Genomic DNA, 21,597 nt, shown 5'->3' on the forward strand with positions numbered 1-21,597 from the left:
AACAAAATGAATAAGAAACAAATTTTAACTTTAAGTATTTTATTATCGAATTTATTCATTGCCTTTTTAGGTATTGGTTTAGTTATACCTGTGCTACCAACAATCATGAATGAGCTGAAAATTTCAGGCTCTGTCGTTGGTTATATGGTGGCGGCATTTGCTATTACACAGCTGATTGTCTCACCGATTGCCGGTAAAATGACGGATAGTATCGGCCGAAAAATTATGATCATTGTGGGTCTTTTTGTATTCGGGGTTTCAGAGCTATTATTCGGGCTTGGACGCACAGTTGAAATACTCTTTATCTCACGTATGCTAGGTGGTGTAAGTGCTGCCTTCATCATGCCGGCGGTTACTGCATATATCGCTGATATTACAACATTGTCACAACGCCCAAAGGCACTGGGCTATATGAGTGCAGCGATTAGTACTGGTTTTATTATCGGACCTGGTATCGGTGGATTCTTGGCAGAATTCGGAACACGCATACCATTTTACGCTGCTGGTATCCTTGGATTCGTAGCAGCTATCTTGTCATTTATTTTGTTAAAAGAACCGACACGCGCTTCAAATAATGAAGAGTCTTCAGCATCACTTGTAGGCAGTGTGAAGCGTATTTTCAGCCCACTATACCTTATTCCATTCGTGCTTATTTTCGTACTATCGTTTGGTTTAGCTGCATTTGAATCGTTATTTAGCCTATTCGTGGATCATAAATTCGCATTTACGCCTTCAGATATCGCGATTATTATTACGGGAAGTGGAGTAGTCGGTGCACTTGCTCAGTTAGTGTTATTTGACGGGCTGACAAAGAAAATGGGCGAAATTAATCTTATCCGTTATTCACTCATCCTATCTGCTGTTTTAACATTTGCTATGACAATTGTTAGCCACTATTTCGCAATATTATTTGTTACATTCTTTATTTTCGTTGGCTTCGATTTAATACGTCCTGCTGTTACCTCTTATTTATCAAAAATTGCCGGTAATGAACAAGGGTTCGTCGGTGGAATGAACTCCATGTTTACAAGTCTTGGTAATATATTTGGCCCTATTTTAGGTGGGGTATTGTTCGATATAAATTTGAACTATCCATATTACTTTGCGACAATTGTTTTAGCAATCGGCGTAATACTTGCTTTGTTCTGGAGAAAGCCAAAACATATTGAAATATAATAAAGTGGCGATACTAATCACTGCTGATCAATTTCCGTTAACAACGTTAAAAAGAAGGATTGCCCTATAGGCAACCCTTCTTTTTATTCTTGTACAGCTACTTCTTCTTTTTCAAAGTGAATACCTGTAATGTGAACATTCACTTCAGCTGTTTCAAGTGCAGTCATATTAAAAATCGCTTGGCGAATTTGAGTTTGTACTTCCTTCGCCACTTTTGGGATTGTATAACCGTATTTTACAGAGCAAAATACATCAATGGCAATCTCACCAGTTTCAGTAACACCCGATTTAATGCCCTTATTGTGAACTTTTTTACCGAAGCGTTCTACTACGCCTGTAGCAATATTACCACGAGTTGCAGCGACCCCTTCTACCTCGTTCACTGCGATCCCAGCAACAACCTCGATTACTTCCGCTGCTACTTCAATTTTCCCAAGTTCTTCTTTTCCAGAAGGCGTTGGTTGTACGAAAGATTGTCCTACTTTCTCTGCCATACAAATATCATCCTTTCCCTTACACATCACAAACAAATGCTTTACTTACGCTTATTATACTATAAAAAGGAAAGTTTGGCTTCGTAAAGTGGCTTTAATTTATTCGGGACAGGTTTATGTCGATAAATTTAAAAAGTTGGGGGATAAATTAACAAAGTTTATCGAGAAAAATGAAAAGCGGAGAAACACTCCTTATTTTATACCTCTATTTTCTTTCAATTTCAGAAAAATAGTATTGTATTTATTTAATTCTGCTTCACCTTCGACGCTAACAGGAGCTACAGTAGCTCTGGACACTACTGTAAGATTATACATTTACCATTTTTATACCAACTCATGATTTACTATGTTATGCTTTCTATAAGAATAGAATATTCTGTCAGTTGAGTAACGTGCAGATTTAAGTGGAGGTATATTGTAAAGTGTTAATACGAAACTATAAAAAAGAAGATGAACAAGGTTGGTTACGCTGTAGAGTTCTTGCTTTTCTAAATACAGCTTATTATGACAATGTGCTAAATAAAAAAGAAGTCTATGAACACCCTTCTATTGAGTTAGTAGCTGAAATAGATGGGATAATTGTAGGCTTAATTGATGTTGAATATGAAGTAGAAGAAGGTACAGTTTGTTCAAGAGGAAATGGTCTAGGCGGTATGGTTTGGCATATAGCTGTACATCCTGATTATGTACGCAATGGTATAGGTGAAAATTTATTAAAAGTTGCTGAAAAACGAGCGATTGAACTAAATCTAAATCGCTTTGAGGCATGGACACGTGACGATCAATGGGTACAAAATTGGTATAAAAAAATGGAGTTTAATCAAGTCGAATCATATTATCATCTTTATTTTGAAGGGATTGAAATGAATAATAGAATAGCAACGAATGTTTCAAATTTATTTCCTGTTTCGACATTCGCTCACTATGTCAGCAATGATATTGAACAATTCAATAATATTACCCGCAAACATCAGTGTATCTGCTATGAAAAGTATTTCAAATAATTCGATGTAAAGAGACTATTTTAACATTTAATAGATTCATCAAGATTGGATTTGGGTTTATGTTTGATCTTCATATAGCTTTATACTTAACGTGACAGCACCAATCAGACTGCTTGTGAAAATGCTTCTAAGAGGTTGCTATTCAGTTCAGCAACCTCCCTGAGTTTCTCATTCATAAGTTAATCCTAGATTAGATTCAGAATTTGCTAATGTCAATAAAATTCCCTCATCCCCCTACTTGCTAAAAGTAATGCATTTTTCGAAAACGAGATCATATACCTTTATGTCGATAAATAAATAAAGTTGGTCGATAAAATCAAAAAGTTAGGGGATAAATCCGAAATTTTATTCGATAAATTAACGAGACTTATCGATAAAATCAAATACTCTCTCGATAAACATAAAAAGCGGAGAAATCTTTATAGATTTCCCCGCTATATTCAATTACTTACTTGTCCCTAAAACATCATTCTCTTCTAGGAACTTCGTATTGAATTATGCTGATTTAAAGACGTCATTGTTATGTTGTTCCATACATCTAAAGTTTACACATTTTCAACAAAGGCCATTAGCATTGCCTCCTCATCAAGAAACCATTTTTTCTTTAATTGCGGAGAATGATAAGGATTATCGCTATGGAAATATGGTTGTGAAATAATGCTTTTAGCAACTGGAGCCATATAAATTTTATTGAGGATTTCTAGAGGCGCCAGATATTCAAAGTATAATTTTAATATAGGTTGTGGATTTTCAATTCTCCATTTTGCAAATCCTTGAGAAAAGTTCTTGTGTTCTGGCATCTTTATTTGTTGAAATATCTCCGCGGGCATTAAGTTTTGTGCCAAACAATAAAGACCATGTGCAGGCACACATAGCTGTTTCATCGCTTTACTGAAATCTGCACGCATGTATCCTGAACACAAATTTTGTAAATGTTCTCCCATTGCCTCGACATCTTCTTTGTGTAAAGCAAGAAGAAATGCAGCTCCCGAACGCTCCCATTGAGGTTTCTTTGTGCCAACAAATTTTTCGGCAGCAGAGAGCGCTTTTTGCAACAGTATTTCATCTCTATACCATATCGCCCTCAAGAGATTGCTCATCACAATATAAAACGGGTAACCATTTTTAGTTAAACCGAGTTCGGATGGAAGAATGCGCTCCATTGTTTCGTTATCCCCACAAGCGAATGCCTCTAAAATATGTAAAGTGTTTTGACAATGGTCATACCCTCCATCGCATCCCGGAAGTAATTGATAACGCATTTGCTGGAAAATTAAATTATTCCACTTTTGCCAGTCATGATGTAAAAAGCACTCATCTAACCATATATCGTAGTTGGTTTTTAACAGTCCAAATGACATTGATTTTGTTATTTGCATTAATAATTCATTATCTTGTGCAGTTCCCCCTTTCGCATTATTTACAATTTTCTCGTAATTTATATTACATTGCTCTATGTATTGACTTTTATCCTTCTCCATTATGTTTCACAACCCCATTTTTTTATTTTTCCATTTCAAGAATCACAAAGGGAACTTACCACATTTTCTCTATTTTTACCATTTCATCTTATTATCTACATATGGTTTACCACATGTCAACTTCGTAACTTTCTCACCCAATCAACTATTCCCTCTAACAATGAAATGCCTGGTGAAAATTCACAGCTTCCAAACTTAAATGGAGCATTCAACAGGATGATACAAAGCTAGTTGCACCCCCAAAGATTATAGTTGACATAACAGAGGTGAAATAAGGGATGAAGTGCATCAAAGTCGCTAATGCACTGCTTGTTTTTTAATAGAGCGCCTCGCCTCTAACCCTTTATGCATTAACGTCAACTTATCCATGACAGATTCTTCATACACCACAATCATTTTCTGAGCTACTGGAATTGGAGTAATAATTAATTCTGTTCAATCCTACTTCGTTTAGGCGTGCTTATACTTCAGTTGATAAATAGTCGACTTACGATTTATATTAGCGATGTTTATTAAGGTGAAATGAAGGTAATTATTTCTTTTCAAGAATACATCATATAATAAAAGAAAGTGTATTGAAGGGAGTCATACCGTAATGTGGCGGATAAAATTTATGATTCAACAATTCCTAAATGAGCCTTTGTGGTTTAAAATACTTATTTCTTCAACTTTGCTTATTTCAATTATTTTTAGCAGTTCATTTTTTTCAAATAATGGTTATTATCAAAGCTGTTCCAAATTAGCCGCGGCAATCTTTTTTTGTGCATTTGCTATTAAATTTAGGCGAAGTCTTGTAACCTCTATCATCTTATTCACCTCAGCAGTTGTATGTATTTTTCTTTCCATCCTTGCAATATATAAGTGATTAACCTTTTGCACAGAATTATTAAAAATAACGGTCTTCACGCTACAACATGAAAACCGTTATATGTTGTTAAAATCGAATACTTAATAGAAAATACTAGGAAAAATCATTTAGGAAATTGGCAGAAATGTGCGATATAAGACATGCAGCACTCAGATAACAGGATAGCGCATTTCAAAAAAAGAACAATTGATATTCGTCAAAATTCTCAAGAAATTGTTGATATTTTTAATCAATATGATATTGAAGCAGAAGTTGGTGACTATTATTACTATGGTGAACACAATAATGGAAATGATTTCATTATTTTATTATATAAAAACGAAATACATCAATTATATAAATATGAATGGCACCAATGATCAGGAAACTATTAGTAGCCTTTCAATAATACTCCATCACACACCAATCTATTGGCTTGTGCGAAAAATTACACACAAGTCCTTTCGTTATGCTCCCTCAATCTTACAGGAACACTTATGTAGCTTTCACTCCCCTTTTTGCACATTTACCGTTCCTCTTCCAATTAACAATCTATCATGTTAGAATTTTGAATAGAATAAGTAATCTTTTATTTAAGAAAATAGCAGAGTGGAGGATTATAGGTGAACCTAAAAGATGTATTGATTTATATGTTTTTTGGCATAGGAACTTTATTACTTCTTTATTTTGGGTGTATGGGTTTAATCAATTCTGCTATGAGAGATACCTTTCCAAATACTCGTTTTATCGTAATTTCAGTTTTGATGATTGTTGTAACATGGAGTATCGGATTAGGCTTACGCAAACATCGCATGTTTATTGCTACGAGAAGTAAGTAAACATGTGTAATTTCCAAAGATTTAATCCCATAAACAATAACAAATATTAACAAATCATTTAGAGGGCATGTGCGTATGATGATAACTCATTACACACAAGTCCTTTTGTTATCCGCCAAAACGTTTAGTTTTCCTTCTCTCTCCCGAACATCCGTAGCCAATCCGCAACTATGTTGTATATTCTCGAATGTATGTAAACGTGTCAGGATCCGCCCAATCACGTTTCAAGTCGCCTTCACCTTTAAATGTTAGTCGTGCCTTTATGTCTGTAAAGCTGTATGCTCTATTTGCGATAATTGAGCGTCAAAATTAAGATTAATTTCGCCTTTCATATCTTTTAAGTCAAATAAGCCTGAACGCTGATTAACTTTAGACAAATAAAAAACCTCCTGACTAATAAAAGTCAGAAGGTATAAGAAATAGACGTTAGCGTTCTATTCCGTTGTTAACGAAAATCAATTACTTGCTTGTCCCCAAAACATCATTCTCTTCAAGGAACTTCGTATTGAATTGCGCTGATTTGAAAACGTCATTGTTCATCAATGCTTGGTGGAATGGAATTGTTGTATTGATACCAGGACCAGATACTTCAAATTCGCTAAGCGCACGATTCATTTTCGCAATCGCTTCTTCACGTGTGTTTGCATGAACAATTAGTTTGGCAACCATTGAATCATAATATGGTGGGATTGTATAGCCCGCATACACAGCAGAGTCAATACGTACACCGTAGCCACCTGGAGTTACGTAAGTATCTACAGTACCAGCTGATGGCATGAAGTTTTTATAAGCATTTTCTGCGTTAATACGGCATTCAATTGCCCAACCATTTATTTTAATATCATCTTGAGTGAAAGGAAGTTTTTCACCAGATGCAATTTTTAATTGTTGTTGTACAAGATCTACACCAGAAATCATTTCAGTTACTGGGTGTTCTACTTGGATACGAGTATTCATTTCCATGAAGTAGAATTTATCTTCTCGATAGTCATAAATAAACTCGATTGTTCCGGCACCTTCATAGTTACAAGCTTGTGCAGCTTTAACGGCAGCTGCACCCATCTCAGCACGGCGCTCAGAAGATAGAGCTGGAGATGGAGCTTCCTCTACTAATTTCTGCATACGACGTTGAACTGTACAGTCACGTTCACCTAAATGTACAACGTTACCATAGCCATCCGCTAATACTTGGATTTCACAGTGACGGAAGTACTCGATGAATTTTTCTAAATATACGCCAGGGTTGCCGAATGCTGCAGCAGCCTCTTTTTGCGTAATTTCAATGCCTTTTACAAGGTCTTCTTCTGTACGCGCTACACGGATACCTTTACCGCCACCACCAGCAGTTGCTTTGATGATCACTGGGTAACCAATTTTAGCAGCCCATTCTTTACCTGTTTCGATATCTGGAACGATACCAGTACCTGGAACAAGTGGAACACCTGCTGCTTCCATTGTTGTACGTGCAACGTCTTTAATACCCATAATTTTAATAGAATCAGATGAAGGTCCAATGAACTTAATGCCTGCGTTTTCACAAGCTTCAGCGAAGTCAGCGTTTTCAGATACAAATCCGTAACCAGGGTGGATACCGTCTGCACCAGTTTTTTCTGCTACGCTAAGTAAAGCCGGGAAGCTAAGATATGAATCTTTTGATAGCTTTGGCCCGATACAATATGCTTCGTCTGCTAATTTCACATGTAATGCGTCTGCGTCTGCTTCAGAGAATACGGCAACAGATTGAATGCCTAACTCTTTACAAGCACGAATAATACGCACAGCGATTTCGCCGCGGTTTGCAATTAATACTTTTTTCATTGTTGTGCACTCCTTACTCTGCTTTTACAAGGAATAATGGTTGACCGTATTCTACTAATTCACCGTCTTTAACAAGTACTTCAACGATTTCCCCTTGAACTTCTGCTTCAATTTCGTTGAATAGTTTCATAGCTTCTACGATACATACGATTGTTTCGTTACCAACTTTGTCCCCCATTTTAACATAAGCTGGTGATTCCGGGTTTGGAGATTGATAAAAAGTACCAACCATCGGAGATACAATTTTATGTAACGATGGGTCGTTATTTGCTGGTGCTACAGCTGGTGCTTCTTCAGCTTTTGCTGGTGCTGGAGCTGCTACAGGAGCTGCTGCTGGTGCAGATTGTTGTACAACAGGTGCCACTACTTCTTTTTTAGGTGCTACAGTTTCAGTAACAACACCATTCTTTTTTAACTTAACTTTTGCGCCATCTACTTCATAAACGAACTCGTCGATTGAAGAAGAATCTACTAATTTAATAATTTCACGAATTTCTTGAATTTTGAACATTCCTAACTCTCCTTATGAAATGAAATAAAATCTACTACAAGCACTATTCTATATTTTTTTCGAACAATTTGAAATACTTTAATGAAAATTAAGTAAAAGTGAACAAAATAAAAGGCTTTCTTTTAATAAACGAAAGCCTTTTCATTATACTGATATATAACAATGATAATCAACTAAACAGAAAATTCTCTTTTTTCTCTCTATTTTTAATAATTATTTGCACTGAATTTTACTTGGACGTCATTTGCGCCTTCCATCTCTGTTTTTACCAAATAAATAATTTCATTTGCTTGAGCTTTTGATAGCTCCTCTGCCATAACAGTTACAGATACTTTATCACCATCTGCTCGTACAAACGCATCGGAGTAACCTAAAGATTTAATAAGCATTTCTAACATTGCTTCTGCAGATTCTTGTTTTATAAGGTTATCCATCTCATTATACGCCTTACTTTTTTCTTCTGCTGTGTAATCTTTTGAACCGATCTTCTGCGTTAATTGTTGACGAAGTTGGCTTCTTTCATCACTTACTTGCATGCGCATTTCTTCAAATAAGTGACTTGGAGAAGATACTTCCTTCGTCGCTCCCTCTTTCGCTGCTTCTTGATCAGTCACACCCGTTACCGCTGTTTGTTGTAATGCGTCATCTGTGAAAATAGTTAGTCCATTAAATTGTTTTGCTGGATCAACCAAATAATACACTGAAATAACCGCTACTAGACTTAATAATGTCATAAACCAAACTGTTCTTCTACGTACGCGCATTTACTTTTCCTCCTTATTTTCCATTGGAACGATAATAATTCGATGAATCGGCAATTGCATTACTTGACTAACGACAGCACGAATTTCATTTTTTACAAAGATATCTGATGCTCCCTCTGAAACAATTAGCATCCCTGTTACTTCTTTCGTGCCTTGTTCAGTTCCTCGAAAATATTGACTGAATAGTTTAGTGTCATCCTTCTCTTCTGTCATATCTCCGTAGTAAAAATAGACTTTAACCTCCCCAACACCTTTCATAGCCTTCAGTGTCTGCTCAAGTTTTTCTTCATTGGTCACCGATGTTACTTGCCCATTTGTTGTATTCGTTTGATACATTGGTAATATGATGAAAATTCCCACGGAGGCAGCGATAAGCATTAATACTATAAATGACGTTGTTTTTTTTTGTTTCTTTTCCACATCACTTGTACATTGCCTCCTTTCATCTTCTCTTTTTCAAGTGTATGTACGCTTGTTTCCTCCTATGAATTGATAAATGGAATCTTTAATAGCAATTGCAAAAATACTAACGTAATAACAAGCTTTGTAAGTGAAATTATTTCTTTATCTTCTGTTAGAAACACAAATATCTGACAGATAAAGAGCAATGCCAATAAAAGAATCAATCTATCTCCCCCCAGCCATAACTTGCACAAAAACAATGAGGAATAAACAAGAAAACATAAATGAAAAAGCAATTAGAAACGATACTGCACATAATGTAAATAGGGATTTACTAATATGATCTAGTAGTCTACAAATATCATCAAAGGCAATTGGCTCTAAAATAGCAGCTAACAGTTTCAACGAATAAGCACTGACAACAAGCTGAACGGTCGGAATGAACGACACGGTAATAACCGCTATAAACGCAGATATACTACTAATAGAAGAAGAAAATTGTGTCATATGCTGGAACATCGAAAAACTATCTACTATAAAGGAGCCAACAACCGGAATATTTTCCTCTATTAATTTCTTCACAGGCTCTGAAACAGCTGCGCTGACAGTAAACACAGCAACACCACTCGCCGACATTAAAATGATGTAACAAATAACAGATGCCGAGACGATACTCATAATGGTAAAACGAATCATTTCAGCAATTCTCGTAAACGAAATTTCTTTAACAATGACACTGCTGACATCAAAAACAATGGAAAAAAGTACTCCAGGAATGAGCCATTTACTACTAATAATCGTTAAGACTTGTACAAAAAAAAGTAAAAAAGGCTGCCAAGAAGCAATTGCTGTTATACTGCTTGATAAAAGAAAGCTTGAAGTAAGAATAGGATAAAAAGCAGTAAATAAATGAGCAAGTCCCTGTGCTATTTCGTCGATTAATTTAAACGAATTCACAACGACAGGTCCTATTGTTGCAAGTACAATAAGAAAAAAAAGTATCCTTGTCCCTTTTTCAAATTCTGGTAATATCATATTGACAATCAAAATAATAATGACGTATCCACACAAAATAAGCGTCATCTTGAGCAATAGAAAGAATGGATCAGTTAAAAACGAAAATATTTGCTCTAGCAATGTCTTCGCCCCTTAGTTTAGCCGTTGTAAAATGGCAGACACCTCCTGTAAAACAGCCAAAAATTCCTTAAACCAGTACAACAAAATTACAATCTTGATCCCATCATAGACAATATGCCCGAGTACTTTATAATTTTGTTCTACAAGTAAAATAGACACCCATTGACCTACATAAAAAAGACTAGCGCTTACCACAATGGCTTTCGCATAAGGCAAAAAAGCTAACGTCTCAAGCAATTGCTTAATGAATGGCAAGAGGAGTGTCGAGAACAACATACCGAACAGCAAAAACGAAAACATTACACTAATTAGCGCATGGAGTGGCTGTATGACTTCTTTAATAAGCAATAATAGAAGCAGCATGACAACAGCTACGATGACAATTTCCATTTACACTACCCGGATGAGGTTAGCCATTGAAAGAATGTAAGGATTTCATTGAAAAATAGACGTAAAAATCGCAGTAATTCCGCTGTCATATATAAGTAGGCAATGAAAAATAGGAAAAATGAAAATTCTTTCTTTCCTGTTTGATCAAAGAAGACATGAAGAAGCGCAACTACTAGTCCCACCCCAGCGACTCTTAATACGTCTTGTAATTCCATTTCATACGCCCCCTCGTGTACAGCAATATATGTTGCTAGCAAAAAAAAAAGACCTCTATACATACGTATAGAGATCTAAGTTATTTATAAATTAAAGTAACAATTGTGTTGGTTAACCATTTTTATCCACCCTGATTAATTTGAAGGCTCTGATTTCCGCTTCGGGCTACTCGCTTTCCCGCGGAAGTCGAGTAGCCCTACGCTACAATCAGTTAAAATGGAAATGTACTAGCGAAATAACAATAAATCCTTTTATCGCTCAATAATAAACCTATTTTTCCCTAATCAACACGCCTGTTAAAATAATTTTTCCACGATGCTTTTCACAGAGCCTGTTTGTTTCACTAAATGGCTATTTTCACCCATCCACATCGATAAGTATTCGGCATTGCCTTGTTTTGCACTTTCTTTACGAATCGTTGTAGTTAGATCATTTTGCAAGGGATATGGTGCCACAGTAGCATCCTTCATACGTTCCGTGAAACCATTCGCTAGGCCTCTTGCTGGTTTACCAGAAAAGGCACGAGTAATCGTCGTCTGCTGTGCTTTCGATTGAAGCACGGCATTTTTATAGAGAGGTGAAATTTCACACTCATCTGCTACTAATAAGGCTGTACCGATTTGAACTGCTTGTGCACCCATTGCTAGTGCTTTGTTTACATCTTCCTTTGTCACAATACCTCCAGCAGCAATTATAGGTATAGAAATTTGTCCTACTACTTGCTGAAGTAAATCATGCAAATCTATTAATTGCATAGGTTCAGTGAATGAACCACGATGACCGCCAGCTTCCCCACCCTGAAGGACAACAGCGTGCAGCCCTGCTTGTTCTACACTCTTTGCTTCTTCTAATGTAGTAGCTGTACCAATAACATAAACATTGTTGTCCTTTAAACGTTGAATGACATCTGCTGAAGGAATGCCAAATGTAAAGGAACAAATGGCTACGTTTTCATCAAGAACAGCTTGTACTTGTCCTTCAAATACTTCCTTGGACATGACGCTTTGTACAGGTGAAAGTCCGAGTTCATCATAAAACGGTTGTAAAGCCATTCGAGCTTTTTGAAGAACATCGATATCAATACGTGCCTCTTCCTGTACAAATAAGTTAACTGCAAACGGCATTTTCGTTAGCTGTTTAACTTCTTGAATAAAACTTTTCGTTTTTTCCCCATCTAAATAGCCCGCTCCAATTGAGCCCAAGATACCTGCCTCTGCACAGGCAGCCACAAATTTCGGCGTAGTTACACCAGCCATTGGTGCTTGAATAATTGAGGTTGATATTTCAAAAGTTGATTGTAGCATAGCATTCACTCCTTACTTTAATTGTAAGCAACTCTTCCAAAAATGACCATATCCCAAATGATAGAAACCACTTTTTATACTAGTAAAAAAGCTGCTATTCCTCTATCTATTGTCACAAAATTCGATTGCTTTATATGTAAAAAAACCTACCCTTTTGTTAGAAAAGAGTAGGTTGGATGTTTTTATTCATTACGCACGAGAAACGTAAGAACTTTCTGTTGTATTGATAACTAACATGTCACCTTGGTTAACAAAGAATGGCACTTGTACAATAAGACCTGTTTCAAGTGTTGCAGGTTTTGTACCACCAGAAGCTGTATCACCTTTAATACCTGGCTCTGTTTCTGTTACTTCTAGTTCAACAGTGTTTGGTAATTCAACACCTAACATTTCACCTTGGTATGATTGGATATGCACTTCCATGTTTTCTTTTAGGAATTTTAATTCATATTCAATTGAAGCTGAAGAAAGTTCAGTTTGCTCATATGATTCTAAGTCCATGAAAACATGCTCATCACCTTGTGCATAAAGGTATTGCATTTTACGGTTATCAATTTGTGCTTTTTCAACTTTCTCACCAGCACGGAAAGTTTTTTCATTTACTGAACCGTTACGTAGGTTACGTAGTTTAGAGCGTACGAACGCAGCACCTTTACCTGGTTTAACGTGTTGGAAATCTAACACGCGATATAATTGGCCATCCACAATAATTGTTAGACCTGTACGGAAATCGTTTACTGAAATCATTTGTGTTCCTCCATAGTTTATAAAATAATAAGTTCTTTCGACGAATGAGTTAGCAGTTCATTACCGTTCTCTGTGATTAAAATATCGTCCTCGATACGTACACCACCGATTCCTGGTAAATAAACTCCTGGTTCAATTGTTACGGCCATACCTGGCTCTAGCACCGTTTCTGAACGCATCGATAAACCAGGACTTTCATGTACTTCAAGACCAATCCCGTGTCCTAACGAATGACCAAATGCCTCGCCATAGCCTTTTTCTGTTAAGTAGTTACGTGCAATCGCATCTGCTTGGATCCCTGTTAAACCAGGGCCAACTTTTTCAAGTGCTAAAAGTTGAGAACCAAGTACTGCGTTGTACATATCCACTAGTTTTTCAGATGGCTCATCAACTGCCACAGTACGTGTAATATCCGAGATATAGCCATTGTATAGTGCTCCGTAGTCTAATGTGACAAAGTCGCCTTTTTCAATCACTTTATTCGTTGCAACGCCATGTGGTAAAGCTGAGCGGAGACCAGACGCAACAATTATATCAAACGAAGACTGAGTCGCTCCTTGTTTACGCATGAAAAATTCTAATTCATTCGAAACCTCAAGCTCTGTTTTACCGGGCTTGATGAAGTTTAAGATATGTGTAAATGCGTGATCAGCAATTTCACACGCAACCTTAATAATATTAATCTCTTGTTGCGTCTTAATCAAGCGAATTTTTTCAATTAGCCCAGAAATCGGTACTAAATCAGCTTGAATTTTTCTTTTATACAGCTCATATGTGCCAAAGTTAACAGTATCTTTCTCAAAGCCCAATAATTTGATGCCCATGTTGTTTACTTGCGTCGCAATTTCTTCGATGATTGTGGCCTCATGCTTTACAATTCGGAAGTCCTGCACTTGCGCAGCCGCTTGCTCTGTATAACGAAAATCTGTGATAAACACAGCATCATTTTGAGACACAATCGCTACGCCTGCTGTCCCTGTAAAACCAGTCATATAACGACGATTGTACTCGTTCGTAATTAAAATGCCATCGATATTTTGTTCTTGAAGTGCCTTACGAAGCTTTTGTAATTTCAACATAATCCATTCTCCCTCTCGATAAATGTGCGTAGTGCCAGTTCATAGCCTTTCGTACCTAGTCCACAGATTTGACCAAGGCATGCCGGAGCAAGATAGGAATGATGACGGAAAGCCTCACGTTTATGGATATTTGAAATATGTACTTCTATAACCGGCACAGAGATTCCTGCAATTGCGTCATGTAACGCTATGCTTGTATGGGTATATGCACCAGGATTAAAAATAATACCATCATATTTTTTGTCTTCTGCTTCATGCACCCAATCAACGAGTATCCCCTCATGATTTGATTGACGAAACTCGACAGTGGCACCTAAAGACGCCGCAAGATTCTGAACATTTTTTTTCACATCTTCTAATGTCTCATAACCATAAATATGTGGCTCTCGTTTACCTAGTCGATTTAAGTTAGGTCCATTCAAACATAATAACTTCACGCATATTCGCCTCTTTCTATGTACTTGAAATTATTTTATCACAGAAGGCGCAGACAGCAACTAATTTCCTTTTTGTGCTGTGTGCTCCTTCTGATGAAAATTCGCAGTTTCAAGCAAGAAACGTAAAAGACAAATAACAATGACTATGAAAGGTATCGATAGTTTTTTAAAAGAAGAAGATTGCAAAGGTAAATCAAGAACAATCCATTCTAATGTGATTGAAAAAATAAGGCCGAGCAAAAAAGAAGATAGAATTGCCGGGATAATATAGACATATCTCAACGTAATAAATAAAAAAAATCCAATTAGAAATAAGACTAGGATGAGAAAGCTCCATTGGAATAGTTTTGAGCTACCTTCAAATAAATCCCACTTCTTATAAAAACCTATTGGATTCCATTTAATGAGTTGAAAATATTGAAGTCCCTTTAAACACAAAGTTAAAACAAGTGCACTGACGAGCGATGTTATACTAGCGACTTTCAAAAAAATCCTCCTAACTTTGTACCACGAATTTACTTTTCTAACGTTAATCATTTCCTAAATTGTACGATTAGTGTAGCCATATAGAAATTTTACTATGCGTAACTCTAGAGGTTTTTCACTAAATTTAGTACAATGGTACAGTTGAAATATATAAAGAGAGTGGTGTTAGCCTTGAGCAATTCACCTGTTTACGGGGGACAAGCACAATTAGAGGGTGTAATGTTCGGAGGAAAGGAACATACGATTACTGCCATTCGCCGTAACGATGATTCCATTGATTATTATCATTATAAAAAAGTTCAAAATCCAATTTTAAAAAAGCTTAAAAAAATTCCATTAGTACGAGGCGTTGTAGCACTGATTGAATCAGCTGGTTTAGGCTCTCGTCATATGCAATTTTCAGGGGACCGTTACGACGTTTCACCCGGCGAGGAAGAAGAACATAAAGAGGAAGGCTCTAAACTACAAATGATTTTAGGAGTTGCCGTTGTAGGTATTCTTTCCTTTTTATTTGGCAAATTCGCCTTTACATTAATTCCAGTATTTATTGCGGACTTTTTCTCTAAATGGATAGAGGGCAAAACCGGCCAAATTTTACTTGAAAGTGGCATTAAGCTATTTTTACTGCTTACCTATTTATACTTTATATCTTTAACACCTATTATTAAACGAGTCTTCCAATATCATGGTGCAGAACATAAAGTTATTAATTGCTATGAATCTGGTATGGACATAACAGTGGAAAATGTTCAAGCACAATCACGCTTACACTATCGTTGCGGTAGTAGTTTTATGCTGTTCACTGTGTTTGTAGGTATGTTTTTATATTTCTTCGTGCCAACTGATCCACTTTGGTTACGCCTCTTGGACCGTATCCTATTAATTCCAGTTGTTCTTGGGATATCATTTGAAGTACTTCAAGCTACAAATGCATGCCGTAATATCCCAGTGTTACGCTTCCTTGGCTATCCAGGCTTATGGCTACAATTACTGACTACACGTGAGCCTAAAGATGATCAAGTAGAAGTAGCCATCGCATCCTTCAATATGCTGCTTCAAGTTGAACAACAACCAGAAATCGCAGCTACATTGAATCATGATTAAAAAATCAATTATGCCTCGGCATAATTGCGTCCGGAATCGGAAAGAAGTTAAAAGGCAAGCCCAACTGCATTTGGTTGGACTTGCCCTTTTTTATAGTTTTTAAAATGACTGTACAGAATTTAGTTGTTGCTTTGCTTCCTCGTACTCTGCTCCCAACGTTATGAGTATTTCACGAACGGACTCTCGTTTGACAATATTAGTAATGCCATGTCCGGCAGACCAAATATCTCGCCATGCCTTGACATTCACGAGATGTGTTAAATCAATGTCCTCTCTTGGCTTCAATGTCGCTGGATCAATGCCCTCCTTCAATAAGGATGGAATTAATACATTAACATGGACACCGCTAAAAGCATCGGTATATAAAATATCAGAGGTATCACTTTCAATCACCATATTTTTGTACTCTTCAGGTGCATTTCCTTCATCACAAGCTAAAAAACGAGTACCCATATAGGCATAGTCTGCTCCCATTATTTGAGCAGCTAATACGTCTGCACCGCTAGAGATGGAGCCTGATAAAACGATTGTACCCGTAAAGAATTTCTTTACCGCAGAGACAAAGCCAAATGGATTCAGTTGTCCACCATGCCCACCAGCTCCTGCACAAACAAGGATTAGACCGTCTACACCTGTAGCAGCAGACTTTTTAGCATGCTTGACGTTCGCAACATCTGCATAGACCTTCCCTCCATAGCCGTGGACAACGTCTATAACTCTCTTTGGATTACCTAATGAAGTAATGACAATTGGTGGCTGGAATTGTTCAATTAACTGTAAATCTTCCTCAAAACGTGTATTCGCTACAGGGTGACATATAAAGTTGACTGCCCATTGCTCAGTAGGTAGCGCCTTTTTTATTTCTTCAAGCCACTCAGCACATGCCGAAGCGGGTCTTGCATTTAATAATGGAAAAGAACCGATAGCCCCTGCTCTACTAGCTTCAATAACCATCTTGGGGTTAGAAACTAAAAACATCGGAGCTACTATAATTGGTAAACTAGTCATTCACTCTCCCCCTTTATACTTAAATATTTCGAGAGATTTCCTGAAAATCCTACTAGTTAAATTCAAATTTTAGTTCTGTCCTCGCATCTTACGTTGAAATAATAGGGTAGCGATAATAAAAATAAAGACCGTATAACCTAAAACGATAGCAAGTGGATGGAAAACATCCGAATATGCTCCACTTACTACTGCACGTGCTGCATTAACAGCATGGACAAATGGCAAAAATTGAGTGATAGATTGAAATGTACCACCTATCATGTCAGGATCAAACCATGTACCACTAAACCATGTAGACAAATTGACAAATATTGCAAAAATACCTCCTACCTGCTTGTCGGTAAAAATTGTTCCAAGTAATAAACCAAACCCTATATACAATAACGAAATTACAATAAGTACGCCTACCATTAAAAGGACAGATATATTTAAGGACAAGCCTAATAATACTGCAATGAGTAAACAGAAAATAATTTGCAAAAATGCTATTGGTAGTAGAGGCAGTACATAGCCCAATATATAATCGCTTGCCGACATAGGAGAAGCAAATATCCGCATTAAAAAGGATGAGCTTTTATCCTTGCCGAGTAACATGCCAGAAAAAAGAGTAAGAAATGAGAAACTGAAAACAATAACACCTGGTGTGAGATTACTAATCTCATATAATGCAAACGGCATATTTTTTTGCATGACAGAAAATATCCACATTAGAAGCATTGGTAAGGCCATGCCAAAAATGAGTGTTAATGGATCACGTACTATTTCCTTATGATTTCTTGATGCAAATACACTTGCCTTCAAAGCGACTCCTCCTCTGTAAGCTCTAAAAATACATCTTCCAAAGAACTCTTTTTTGTTTCATGCATTAATTGCTGGATTGTACCGAGAGCACGTAATCTCCCTCTATGCATAATTCCTACACGATCAGCCAACATCTCGACCTCTTCTAAATAGTGAGTCGTTAAAACAATTGTTACCTGCCCTTTTAACTGATTTAGTATTTTCCATAAATCGCGGCGTGCACGTACATCCATACCTAATGTCGGTTCATCTAAAAAAAGTATTTTCGGATTAGACATCATAGCCATCGCAACACTTAGTCGACGCATATAGCCACCCGATAACGTTTTGGCTTTACTAGACTGACGAGGTGTCAAGCCAAATACATTCATTTGTGCACTCGCTCGTTTTTGTGCCTCTGTTTTTGAACACCCATAAATTCGGCCCATTAATAGCAAATTTTCTAATACCGTCAAATTCGGTGCAACTGCTGTTTCCTGAGGAGAAATATTTAATTTCTTTTTAGCAGCGACTTGATGATGAACAATACTTTCACCATCCAAAAGGGCGTCTCCAGCTGTTGGTGATAAAAGTCCACAAAGCATTTTAATCGTTGTCGTCTTCCCGGCTGCATTTTGACCGAGAAGAGCAAAGAATTCTCCCATTTTTATATTTAAAGATAACTGATCCACTACTACATGTTCCTTATACTGCTTTGTTAAATCCTTAATTTCAATTGTCATGTACCTCACCTCTCTCTATTAGCATTTCATTGATTTTTTCTATATCACGCTTTGAAAGCTTATATTGAGTTAGCCATGTCACGACATAAGTTCCTAAGAAACTTGCTAATAAGGAACAAACATTGGCCACCGTTTTCGGCATCCATAAAATCATCACAATGGGTATCCAAATAATTGCCGTTACAAAAAAATGTACAATATACTGCTTCAGCATCCCCCATCTAGCAATTTCAAAAAATAGTGCAGCTAAAGCGAAAGTTATCCCGATTAAACCAGTCAACAAAACTTGAGTAATAATTGCGATTATTTCATTTGTAAATAACACTCGAAATTCAGGAACTACCCAAGCGTAATTTCCTTGCGCTATCCCCATTGATACAAAGAATTGCACTACTTGCCCTAGTACAACACCAATGACAAATCCACCTATAATACGATTTAGTAAGTCTTTTCGCACGCTTTTCACCTCATAACCCTAATTGCTTCTTAATTTTTGTTACATAGCGCCTTGAAGCGTATGTTTTAATTCCACCTTTTAGCTCAACCCCGATTGTTCCTGTTTTGCTAATGTCCATATGTATAATCTTATTTCGATTGACAATTTCAGCATTTGAAATACGTACAAACATCTGTGTATTAAGCTTTTCTTCAAGCTCGTACAAGCGAAAGCGTACATTGTAAATACCAACCATCGTTTGAACGAAAACTTTCTTGTGCTCCGTATAAATGCGCACAATGTCCCCACAGTTAATAAACTCAACACCTCTATGTGATAAGACCGATAATGTATTCATTTCTGCAGAAGCGATACACTGCATAAGATTCTCTATTTCATCGGTTATTTTATCTGTGTGAATAGTAACTTTCGGCTCTTTGCATGTCGGGTCAATCGACACTTCTACCTTCATATCATCACAGTCCTTTCATTGTTTTCACTATAAAATTTTCATCTATTTATGTAAATGGATTTTCGACGACTGGTCGTTTATATGGGATAAGTGGTTTAGACATCCATCCCCCCTAAAGATGGGAAACTTCCGTAGCTGGAGTTTATCTAAATGAAGAAAAAAAGTACCTGTCCGTCTTGTTGACGAGATAGATGTTGGTTTGGAATAAAGTTTGATCAAAAATACCCCACAACCAGTATTTTACGATAATAAAAAAATCCATTTTGAAAGATTGCTCAAAATGGATTCTTATCCAGACGATTTAAATATCGGTTATATAAAAAAGTTTGATCACTTTCTACCCGTGTCCTTCACAATCGTACCCTTCACAAGATTCTTGGACATTATCTTTGAAGGGAACTGTCTTGAGCGACGAAAGATTGACCGAAGTTGCAAAAAATGTTAGAAATCCTCCAACAAGGTGTTATCATTTTTGTTACGGACCTTACTCGCAGCACGAAAGATCTATTTGAATTAGTAGATTACATTAAACAAAAGAAGGCGAACTTAAAGTCCTCGAAAAACACATGGTTAGAAATATCAGAAAATAATCCATATAGCCAATTTTTAATGACGGTCATAGTTAGAGTAAATCCGTTAGAGCGTGATCTAATTCGAATGCGTCAACGTGAAGGAATTGGTTTAGCGAAAAAGGAAGGGAAATACCAACCTCGAATTGGATCAAAGTCATCTTAACACTCTCAGTGAGCAACCTTAGTTTTTTGAAATTCACTACTTTTTTTAACCTTTGAGGTATTTATAAATAGGCTCTGGAATAGATATCCCATTTTTTAAAGCCTCTTGTGATTTCATATATCCTCCTTCACCTGGTAGTAGCACTTGTGAGAACCCAAGGGCTATTAATTAGGGGGACATGGATAGACAAAATATCTGCTTTAGATAAAATCTCTTCTAATTCCATCTCCACGACAATTTATAAAGAACTAATTAAATATCATAATAATCTAAAATTTCATCATTCTATTTTCAGCACTTTTCTCATTATCTTTATACATACAAACACTGCCTATTTTTTTACGGCTCAAACCCAGCCTGGCTCACAAAAACGTGATTTTCCGGAAAGATTTCAATAAATCGGTTATATACTTTTTCAATTGCTTGTGGTCCATACCAATCTTCTAAACCTAGTTGGGCATACTTTTTCTCAATACCAAGTTTTCTTGTGCGTTTTCCACCACTGCCATCGCCCATGAAGTAGTCATCGATACATATCCGATCGACGAATGGCTTCAATTTCTCGGGAAAATATTCCCCACTCGGTAAGATGGGTGCTATAGCAACTTGGGTCGGTATTCCCGCAGCTGCTAATTTTCCCAATGTCTTAAAGCGCGCCTGGATTGGGGGTGCCTTTGGAGTAAAATGTTTACGTATCGTTTCCGAATCTGTTTCAATAGTCATACTTACTCGAACTTTATCTTTAAAATGTTGCAGCAAATCGATATCTCGACTTACAAGTGGGCTTCTAGTCTGTACTAATAGGAAGTCAGGGGGATCTTCTACCATAACTTCTAGTAAAGATCGTGTCACTTTTTCCTTATGCTCTATTGGTTGATATGGGTCTGTACTTGATGACATAAAAATGGTTACATTCCCTTTGGCTTTGGCGCGATGAAGCTCCTTTTTTAATAAATTCGCAGCTCCTTTTTTAACATCGACCCAATTTCCCCATTCCCCTTCTCGAAAAAGAGATACAGGCATTTGACGTACATAACAATAGGAACACCCAAATGAACAGCCTGTATAAGGATTTAGTGAATGAGTATATCCAGAAAGAAAGCCAGTCCCTTTATTCAGAATGGTTTTCGGATTTTTATAGAATAATTCACTTTTCATGACGGAACCTCCTTTCATTGTACGGCATT

The 21,597-nt window shown here is 36.8% G+C and carries 26 protein-coding genes and 1 pseudogene; 6 read left to right on the plus strand and 21 right to left on the minus strand.

The features are described from left to right. The first annotated feature begins 6 nt into the window (after nucleotides 1-6). Nucleotides 7-1,176 carry an MFS transporter gene (locus tag ACQKMV_RS16235; RefSeq protein ID WP_427505203.1) on the plus strand — a complete coding sequence of 390 codons (1,170 nt, stop codon included), beginning with the start codon at nucleotides 7-9 and terminating at the stop codon, nucleotides 1,174-1,176. An 83-nt stretch (nucleotides 1,177-1,259) separates the two neighbouring features. Here ACQKMV_RS16235 and ACQKMV_RS16240 read toward each other — a convergent pair whose 3' ends face one another. After that, entirely contained in the window at nucleotides 1,260-1,670 is a 411-nt protein-coding gene (locus tag ACQKMV_RS16240; RefSeq protein WP_053483712.1) for an Asp23/Gls24 family envelope stress response protein, read from the minus strand. A 422-nt stretch (nucleotides 1,671-2,092) separates the two neighbouring features. Here ACQKMV_RS16240 and ACQKMV_RS16245 point away from each other — a divergent pair, with 422 nt between their 5' ends. After that, nucleotides 2,093-2,674 (plus strand): GNAT family N-acetyltransferase, encoded by a 582-nt coding sequence (locus ACQKMV_RS16245; protein WP_427505204.1) that lies wholly within the window; start codon nucleotides 2,093-2,095, stop codon nucleotides 2,672-2,674. A gap of 545 nt (nucleotides 2,675-3,219) precedes the next feature. Here ACQKMV_RS16245 and ACQKMV_RS16250 read toward each other — a convergent pair. Beyond that, nucleotides 3,220-4,155 (minus strand): hypothetical protein, encoded by a 936-nt coding sequence (locus ACQKMV_RS16250; protein ID WP_427505205.1) that lies wholly within the window; start codon nucleotides 4,153-4,155, stop codon nucleotides 3,220-3,222. A gap of 1,008 nt (nucleotides 4,156-5,163) precedes the next feature. Between ACQKMV_RS16250 and ACQKMV_RS16255 the strand changes: the two genes are divergently transcribed. Both ACQKMV_RS16255 and ACQKMV_RS16260 read left to right on the plus strand, forming a co-directional pair. Next, the gene (locus ACQKMV_RS16255) at nucleotides 5,164-5,382 is read left to right on the plus strand and encodes a hypothetical protein (RefSeq protein ID WP_427505206.1); all 219 of its coding nucleotides are present in this window, start codon (nucleotides 5,164-5,166) and stop codon (nucleotides 5,380-5,382) included. Nucleotides 5,383-5,625: 243 nt separating this feature from the next. After that, a complete protein-coding gene (locus ACQKMV_RS16260; protein WP_427505208.1) occupies nucleotides 5,626-5,841 on the plus strand; it encodes a hypothetical protein in 216 nt (71 codons plus the stop codon). A gap of 459 nt (nucleotides 5,842-6,300) precedes the next feature. Here the strand turns inward: ACQKMV_RS16260 and accC are convergent, their stop codons facing one another. The 13 genes from accC to ACQKMV_RS16325 all read right to left on the minus strand — a co-directional run bounded on the left by accC (nucleotide 6,301) and on the right by ACQKMV_RS16325 (nucleotide 15,132). Continuing rightward, on the minus strand, nucleotides 6,301-7,659 hold the full coding sequence (accC, locus tag ACQKMV_RS16265) for an acetyl-CoA carboxylase biotin carboxylase subunit (protein WP_427505209.1): 1,359 nt from the start codon (nucleotides 7,657-7,659) through the stop codon (nucleotides 6,301-6,303). A gap of 13 nt (nucleotides 7,660-7,672) precedes the next feature. After that, nucleotides 7,673-8,170, minus strand: coding sequence for an acetyl-CoA carboxylase biotin carboxyl carrier protein (gene accB, locus ACQKMV_RS16270; RefSeq protein WP_427505211.1), 498 nt, complete (start codon nucleotides 8,168-8,170; stop codon nucleotides 7,673-7,675). A gap of 206 nt (nucleotides 8,171-8,376) precedes the next feature. After that, entirely contained in the window at nucleotides 8,377-8,934 is a 558-nt protein-coding gene (locus tag ACQKMV_RS16275) for a SpoIIIAH-like family protein (protein ID WP_427505212.1), read from the minus strand. Then, a complete protein-coding gene (locus ACQKMV_RS16280) occupies nucleotides 8,935-9,354 on the minus strand; it encodes a hypothetical protein (protein WP_427423097.1) in 420 nt (139 codons plus the stop codon). 62 nt (nucleotides 9,355-9,416) lie between these two features. Beyond that, on the minus strand, nucleotides 9,417-9,560 hold the full coding sequence (locus ACQKMV_RS16285) for a hypothetical protein (protein ID WP_427423098.1): 144 nt from the start codon (nucleotides 9,558-9,560) through the stop codon (nucleotides 9,417-9,419). 1 nt (nucleotide 9,561) lies between these two features. Further along, nucleotides 9,562-10,473 carry a stage III sporulation protein AE gene (locus ACQKMV_RS16290; RefSeq protein ID WP_427423099.1) on the minus strand — a complete coding sequence of 304 codons (912 nt, stop codon included), beginning with the start codon at nucleotides 10,471-10,473 and terminating at the stop codon, nucleotides 9,562-9,564. A gap of 12 nt (nucleotides 10,474-10,485) precedes the next feature. Beyond that, on the minus strand, nucleotides 10,486-10,863 hold the full coding sequence (locus tag ACQKMV_RS16295; RefSeq protein ID WP_427423100.1) for a hypothetical protein: 378 nt from the start codon (nucleotides 10,861-10,863) through the stop codon (nucleotides 10,486-10,488). Nucleotides 10,864-10,868: 5 nt separating this feature from the next. Next, nucleotides 10,869-11,078 carry a hypothetical protein gene (locus ACQKMV_RS16300; RefSeq protein ID WP_012295089.1) on the minus strand — a complete coding sequence of 70 codons (210 nt, stop codon included), beginning with the start codon at nucleotides 11,076-11,078 and terminating at the stop codon, nucleotides 10,869-10,871. A 297-nt stretch (nucleotides 11,079-11,375) separates the two neighbouring features. Then, complete coding sequence (locus tag ACQKMV_RS16305; protein ID WP_427505213.1) at nucleotides 11,376-12,383, minus strand: NAD(P)H-dependent flavin oxidoreductase; 1,008 nt, start codon at nucleotides 12,381-12,383, stop codon at nucleotides 11,376-11,378. Nucleotides 12,384-12,572: 189 nt separating this feature from the next. Further along, entirely contained in the window at nucleotides 12,573-13,130 is a 558-nt protein-coding gene (efp, locus tag ACQKMV_RS16310; RefSeq protein WP_427505214.1) for an elongation factor P, read from the minus strand. Nucleotides 13,131-13,147: 17 nt separating this feature from the next. Further along, nucleotides 13,148-14,209: a M24 family metallopeptidase gene (locus tag ACQKMV_RS16315; protein WP_427505216.1), complete on the minus strand. Its 1,062-nt coding sequence runs from the start codon at nucleotides 14,207-14,209 to the stop codon at nucleotides 13,148-13,150. Further along, the gene (gene aroQ / locus ACQKMV_RS16320) at nucleotides 14,203-14,646 is read right to left on the minus strand and encodes a type II 3-dehydroquinate dehydratase (RefSeq protein WP_427505217.1); all 444 of its coding nucleotides are present in this window, start codon (nucleotides 14,644-14,646) and stop codon (nucleotides 14,203-14,205) included. Before aroQ ends, ACQKMV_RS16315 begins: the two co-directional genes overlap by 7 nt. Before the next feature lie 60 nt (nucleotides 14,647-14,706). Continuing rightward, nucleotides 14,707-15,132 carry a hypothetical protein gene (locus ACQKMV_RS16325; RefSeq protein WP_427423105.1) on the minus strand — a complete coding sequence of 142 codons (426 nt, stop codon included), beginning with the start codon at nucleotides 15,130-15,132 and terminating at the stop codon, nucleotides 14,707-14,709. Nucleotides 15,133-15,264: 132 nt separating this feature from the next. Between ACQKMV_RS16325 and ACQKMV_RS16330 the strand changes: the two genes are divergently transcribed. Further along, entirely contained in the window at nucleotides 15,265-16,236 is a 972-nt protein-coding gene (locus ACQKMV_RS16330) for a DUF1385 domain-containing protein (RefSeq protein WP_427505219.1), read from the plus strand. Nucleotides 16,237-16,335: 99 nt separating this feature from the next. On the opposite strand, the gene ACQKMV_RS16335 is transcribed toward ACQKMV_RS16330, so the two are convergent. From ACQKMV_RS16335 to ACQKMV_RS16355, 5 genes are all read right to left on the minus strand, one after another. Beyond that, complete coding sequence (locus ACQKMV_RS16335) at nucleotides 16,336-17,244, minus strand: NAD(P)H-dependent flavin oxidoreductase (protein ID WP_427505220.1); 909 nt, start codon at nucleotides 17,242-17,244, stop codon at nucleotides 16,336-16,338. A 69-nt stretch (nucleotides 17,245-17,313) separates the two neighbouring features. Continuing rightward, nucleotides 17,314-18,045, minus strand: a complete 732-nt coding sequence (locus ACQKMV_RS16340) for an ABC transporter permease (RefSeq protein WP_427505221.1) — start codon at nucleotides 18,043-18,045, stop codon at nucleotides 17,314-17,316. Further along, nucleotides 18,042-18,767: an ABC transporter ATP-binding protein gene (locus tag ACQKMV_RS16345; RefSeq protein WP_427505222.1), complete on the minus strand. Its 726-nt coding sequence runs from the start codon at nucleotides 18,765-18,767 to the stop codon at nucleotides 18,042-18,044. The genes ACQKMV_RS16340 and ACQKMV_RS16345 overlap by 4 nt, the downstream gene beginning before the upstream one ends. Further along, nucleotides 18,757-19,224 (minus strand): DUF3021 domain-containing protein, encoded by a 468-nt coding sequence (locus tag ACQKMV_RS16350; protein ID WP_427505224.1) that lies wholly within the window; start codon nucleotides 19,222-19,224, stop codon nucleotides 18,757-18,759. Before ACQKMV_RS16350 ends, ACQKMV_RS16345 begins: the two co-directional genes overlap by 11 nt. Before the next feature lie 10 nt (nucleotides 19,225-19,234). Continuing rightward, entirely contained in the window at nucleotides 19,235-19,675 is a 441-nt protein-coding gene (locus tag ACQKMV_RS16355) for a LytTR family DNA-binding domain-containing protein (RefSeq protein WP_427505225.1), read from the minus strand. A 426-nt stretch (nucleotides 19,676-20,101) separates the two neighbouring features. Between ACQKMV_RS16355 and ACQKMV_RS16360 the strand changes: the two are divergent. After that, nucleotides 20,102-20,392 (plus strand): annotated as a pseudogene (locus ACQKMV_RS16360) (recombinase family protein); the annotation flags it as partial. Nucleotides 20,393-20,749: 357 nt separating this feature from the next. On the opposite strand, the gene ACQKMV_RS16365 reads toward ACQKMV_RS16360, so the two are convergent. After that, complete coding sequence (locus tag ACQKMV_RS16365) at nucleotides 20,750-21,568, minus strand: radical SAM protein (RefSeq protein WP_427505227.1); 819 nt, start codon at nucleotides 21,566-21,568, stop codon at nucleotides 20,750-20,752. Between the last annotated feature and the right edge of the window lie 29 nt (nucleotides 21,569-21,597).

The organism is Lysinibacillus sp. NPDC094403 (assembly GCF_050278745.1).
Classification (GTDB): Bacteria; Bacillota; Bacilli; order Bacillales_A; family Planococcaceae; genus Lysinibacillus.

Excerpts from the sequence above, each read along its gene's own strand:
- ACQKMV_RS16235 (WP_427505203.1), top strand. The coding sequence starts at position 7 with ATGAATAAGAAACAAATTTTAACTTTAAGTATTTTATTATCGAATTTA.
- ACQKMV_RS16240 (WP_053483712.1), bottom strand. The coding sequence starts at position 1,670 with ATGGCAGAGAAAGTAGGACAATCTTTCGTACAACCAACGCCTTCTGGA.
- ACQKMV_RS16250 (WP_427505205.1), bottom strand. The coding sequence starts at position 4,155 with ATGGAGAAGGATAAAAGTCAATACATAGAGCAATGTAATATAAATTAC.
- ACQKMV_RS16255 (WP_427505206.1), top strand. The coding sequence starts at position 5,164 with ATGCAGCACTCAGATAACAGGATAGCGCATTTCAAAAAAAGAACAATT.
- accC (WP_427505209.1), bottom strand. The coding sequence starts at position 7,659 with ATGAAAAAAGTATTAATTGCAAACCGCGGCGAAATCGCTGTGCGTATT.
- accB (WP_427505211.1), bottom strand. The coding sequence starts at position 8,170 with ATGTTCAAAATTCAAGAAATTCGTGAAATTATTAAATTAGTAGATTCT.
- ACQKMV_RS16275 (WP_427505212.1), bottom strand. The coding sequence starts at position 8,934 with ATGCGCGTACGTAGAAGAACAGTTTGGTTTATGACATTATTAAGTCTA.
- ACQKMV_RS16295 (WP_427423100.1), bottom strand. The coding sequence starts at position 10,863 with ATGGAAATTGTCATCGTAGCTGTTGTCATGCTGCTTCTATTATTGCTT.
- ACQKMV_RS16300 (WP_012295089.1), bottom strand. The coding sequence starts at position 11,078 with ATGGAATTACAAGACGTATTAAGAGTCGCTGGGGTGGGACTAGTAGTT.
- ACQKMV_RS16305 (WP_427505213.1), bottom strand. The coding sequence starts at position 12,383 with ATGCTACAATCAACTTTTGAAATATCAACCTCAATTATTCAAGCACCA.
- efp (WP_427505214.1), bottom strand. The coding sequence starts at position 13,130 with ATGATTTCAGTAAACGATTTCCGTACAGGTCTAACAATTATTGTGGAT.
- ACQKMV_RS16315 (WP_427505216.1), bottom strand. The coding sequence starts at position 14,209 with ATGTTGAAATTACAAAAGCTTCGTAAGGCACTTCAAGAACAAAATATC.
- ACQKMV_RS16330 (WP_427505219.1), top strand. The coding sequence starts at position 15,265 with ATGGTACAGTTGAAATATATAAAGAGAGTGGTGTTAGCCTTGAGCAAT.
- ACQKMV_RS16335 (WP_427505220.1), bottom strand. The coding sequence starts at position 17,244 with ATGACTAGTTTACCAATTATAGTAGCTCCGATGTTTTTAGTTTCTAAC.
- ACQKMV_RS16345 (WP_427505222.1), bottom strand. The coding sequence starts at position 18,767 with ATGACAATTGAAATTAAGGATTTAACAAAGCAGTATAAGGAACATGTA.
- ACQKMV_RS16355 (WP_427505225.1), bottom strand. The coding sequence starts at position 19,675 with ATGAAGGTAGAAGTGTCGATTGACCCGACATGCAAAGAGCCGAAAGTT.
- ACQKMV_RS16365 (WP_427505227.1), bottom strand. The coding sequence starts at position 21,568 with ATGAAAAGTGAATTATTCTATAAAAATCCGAAAACCATTCTGAATAAA.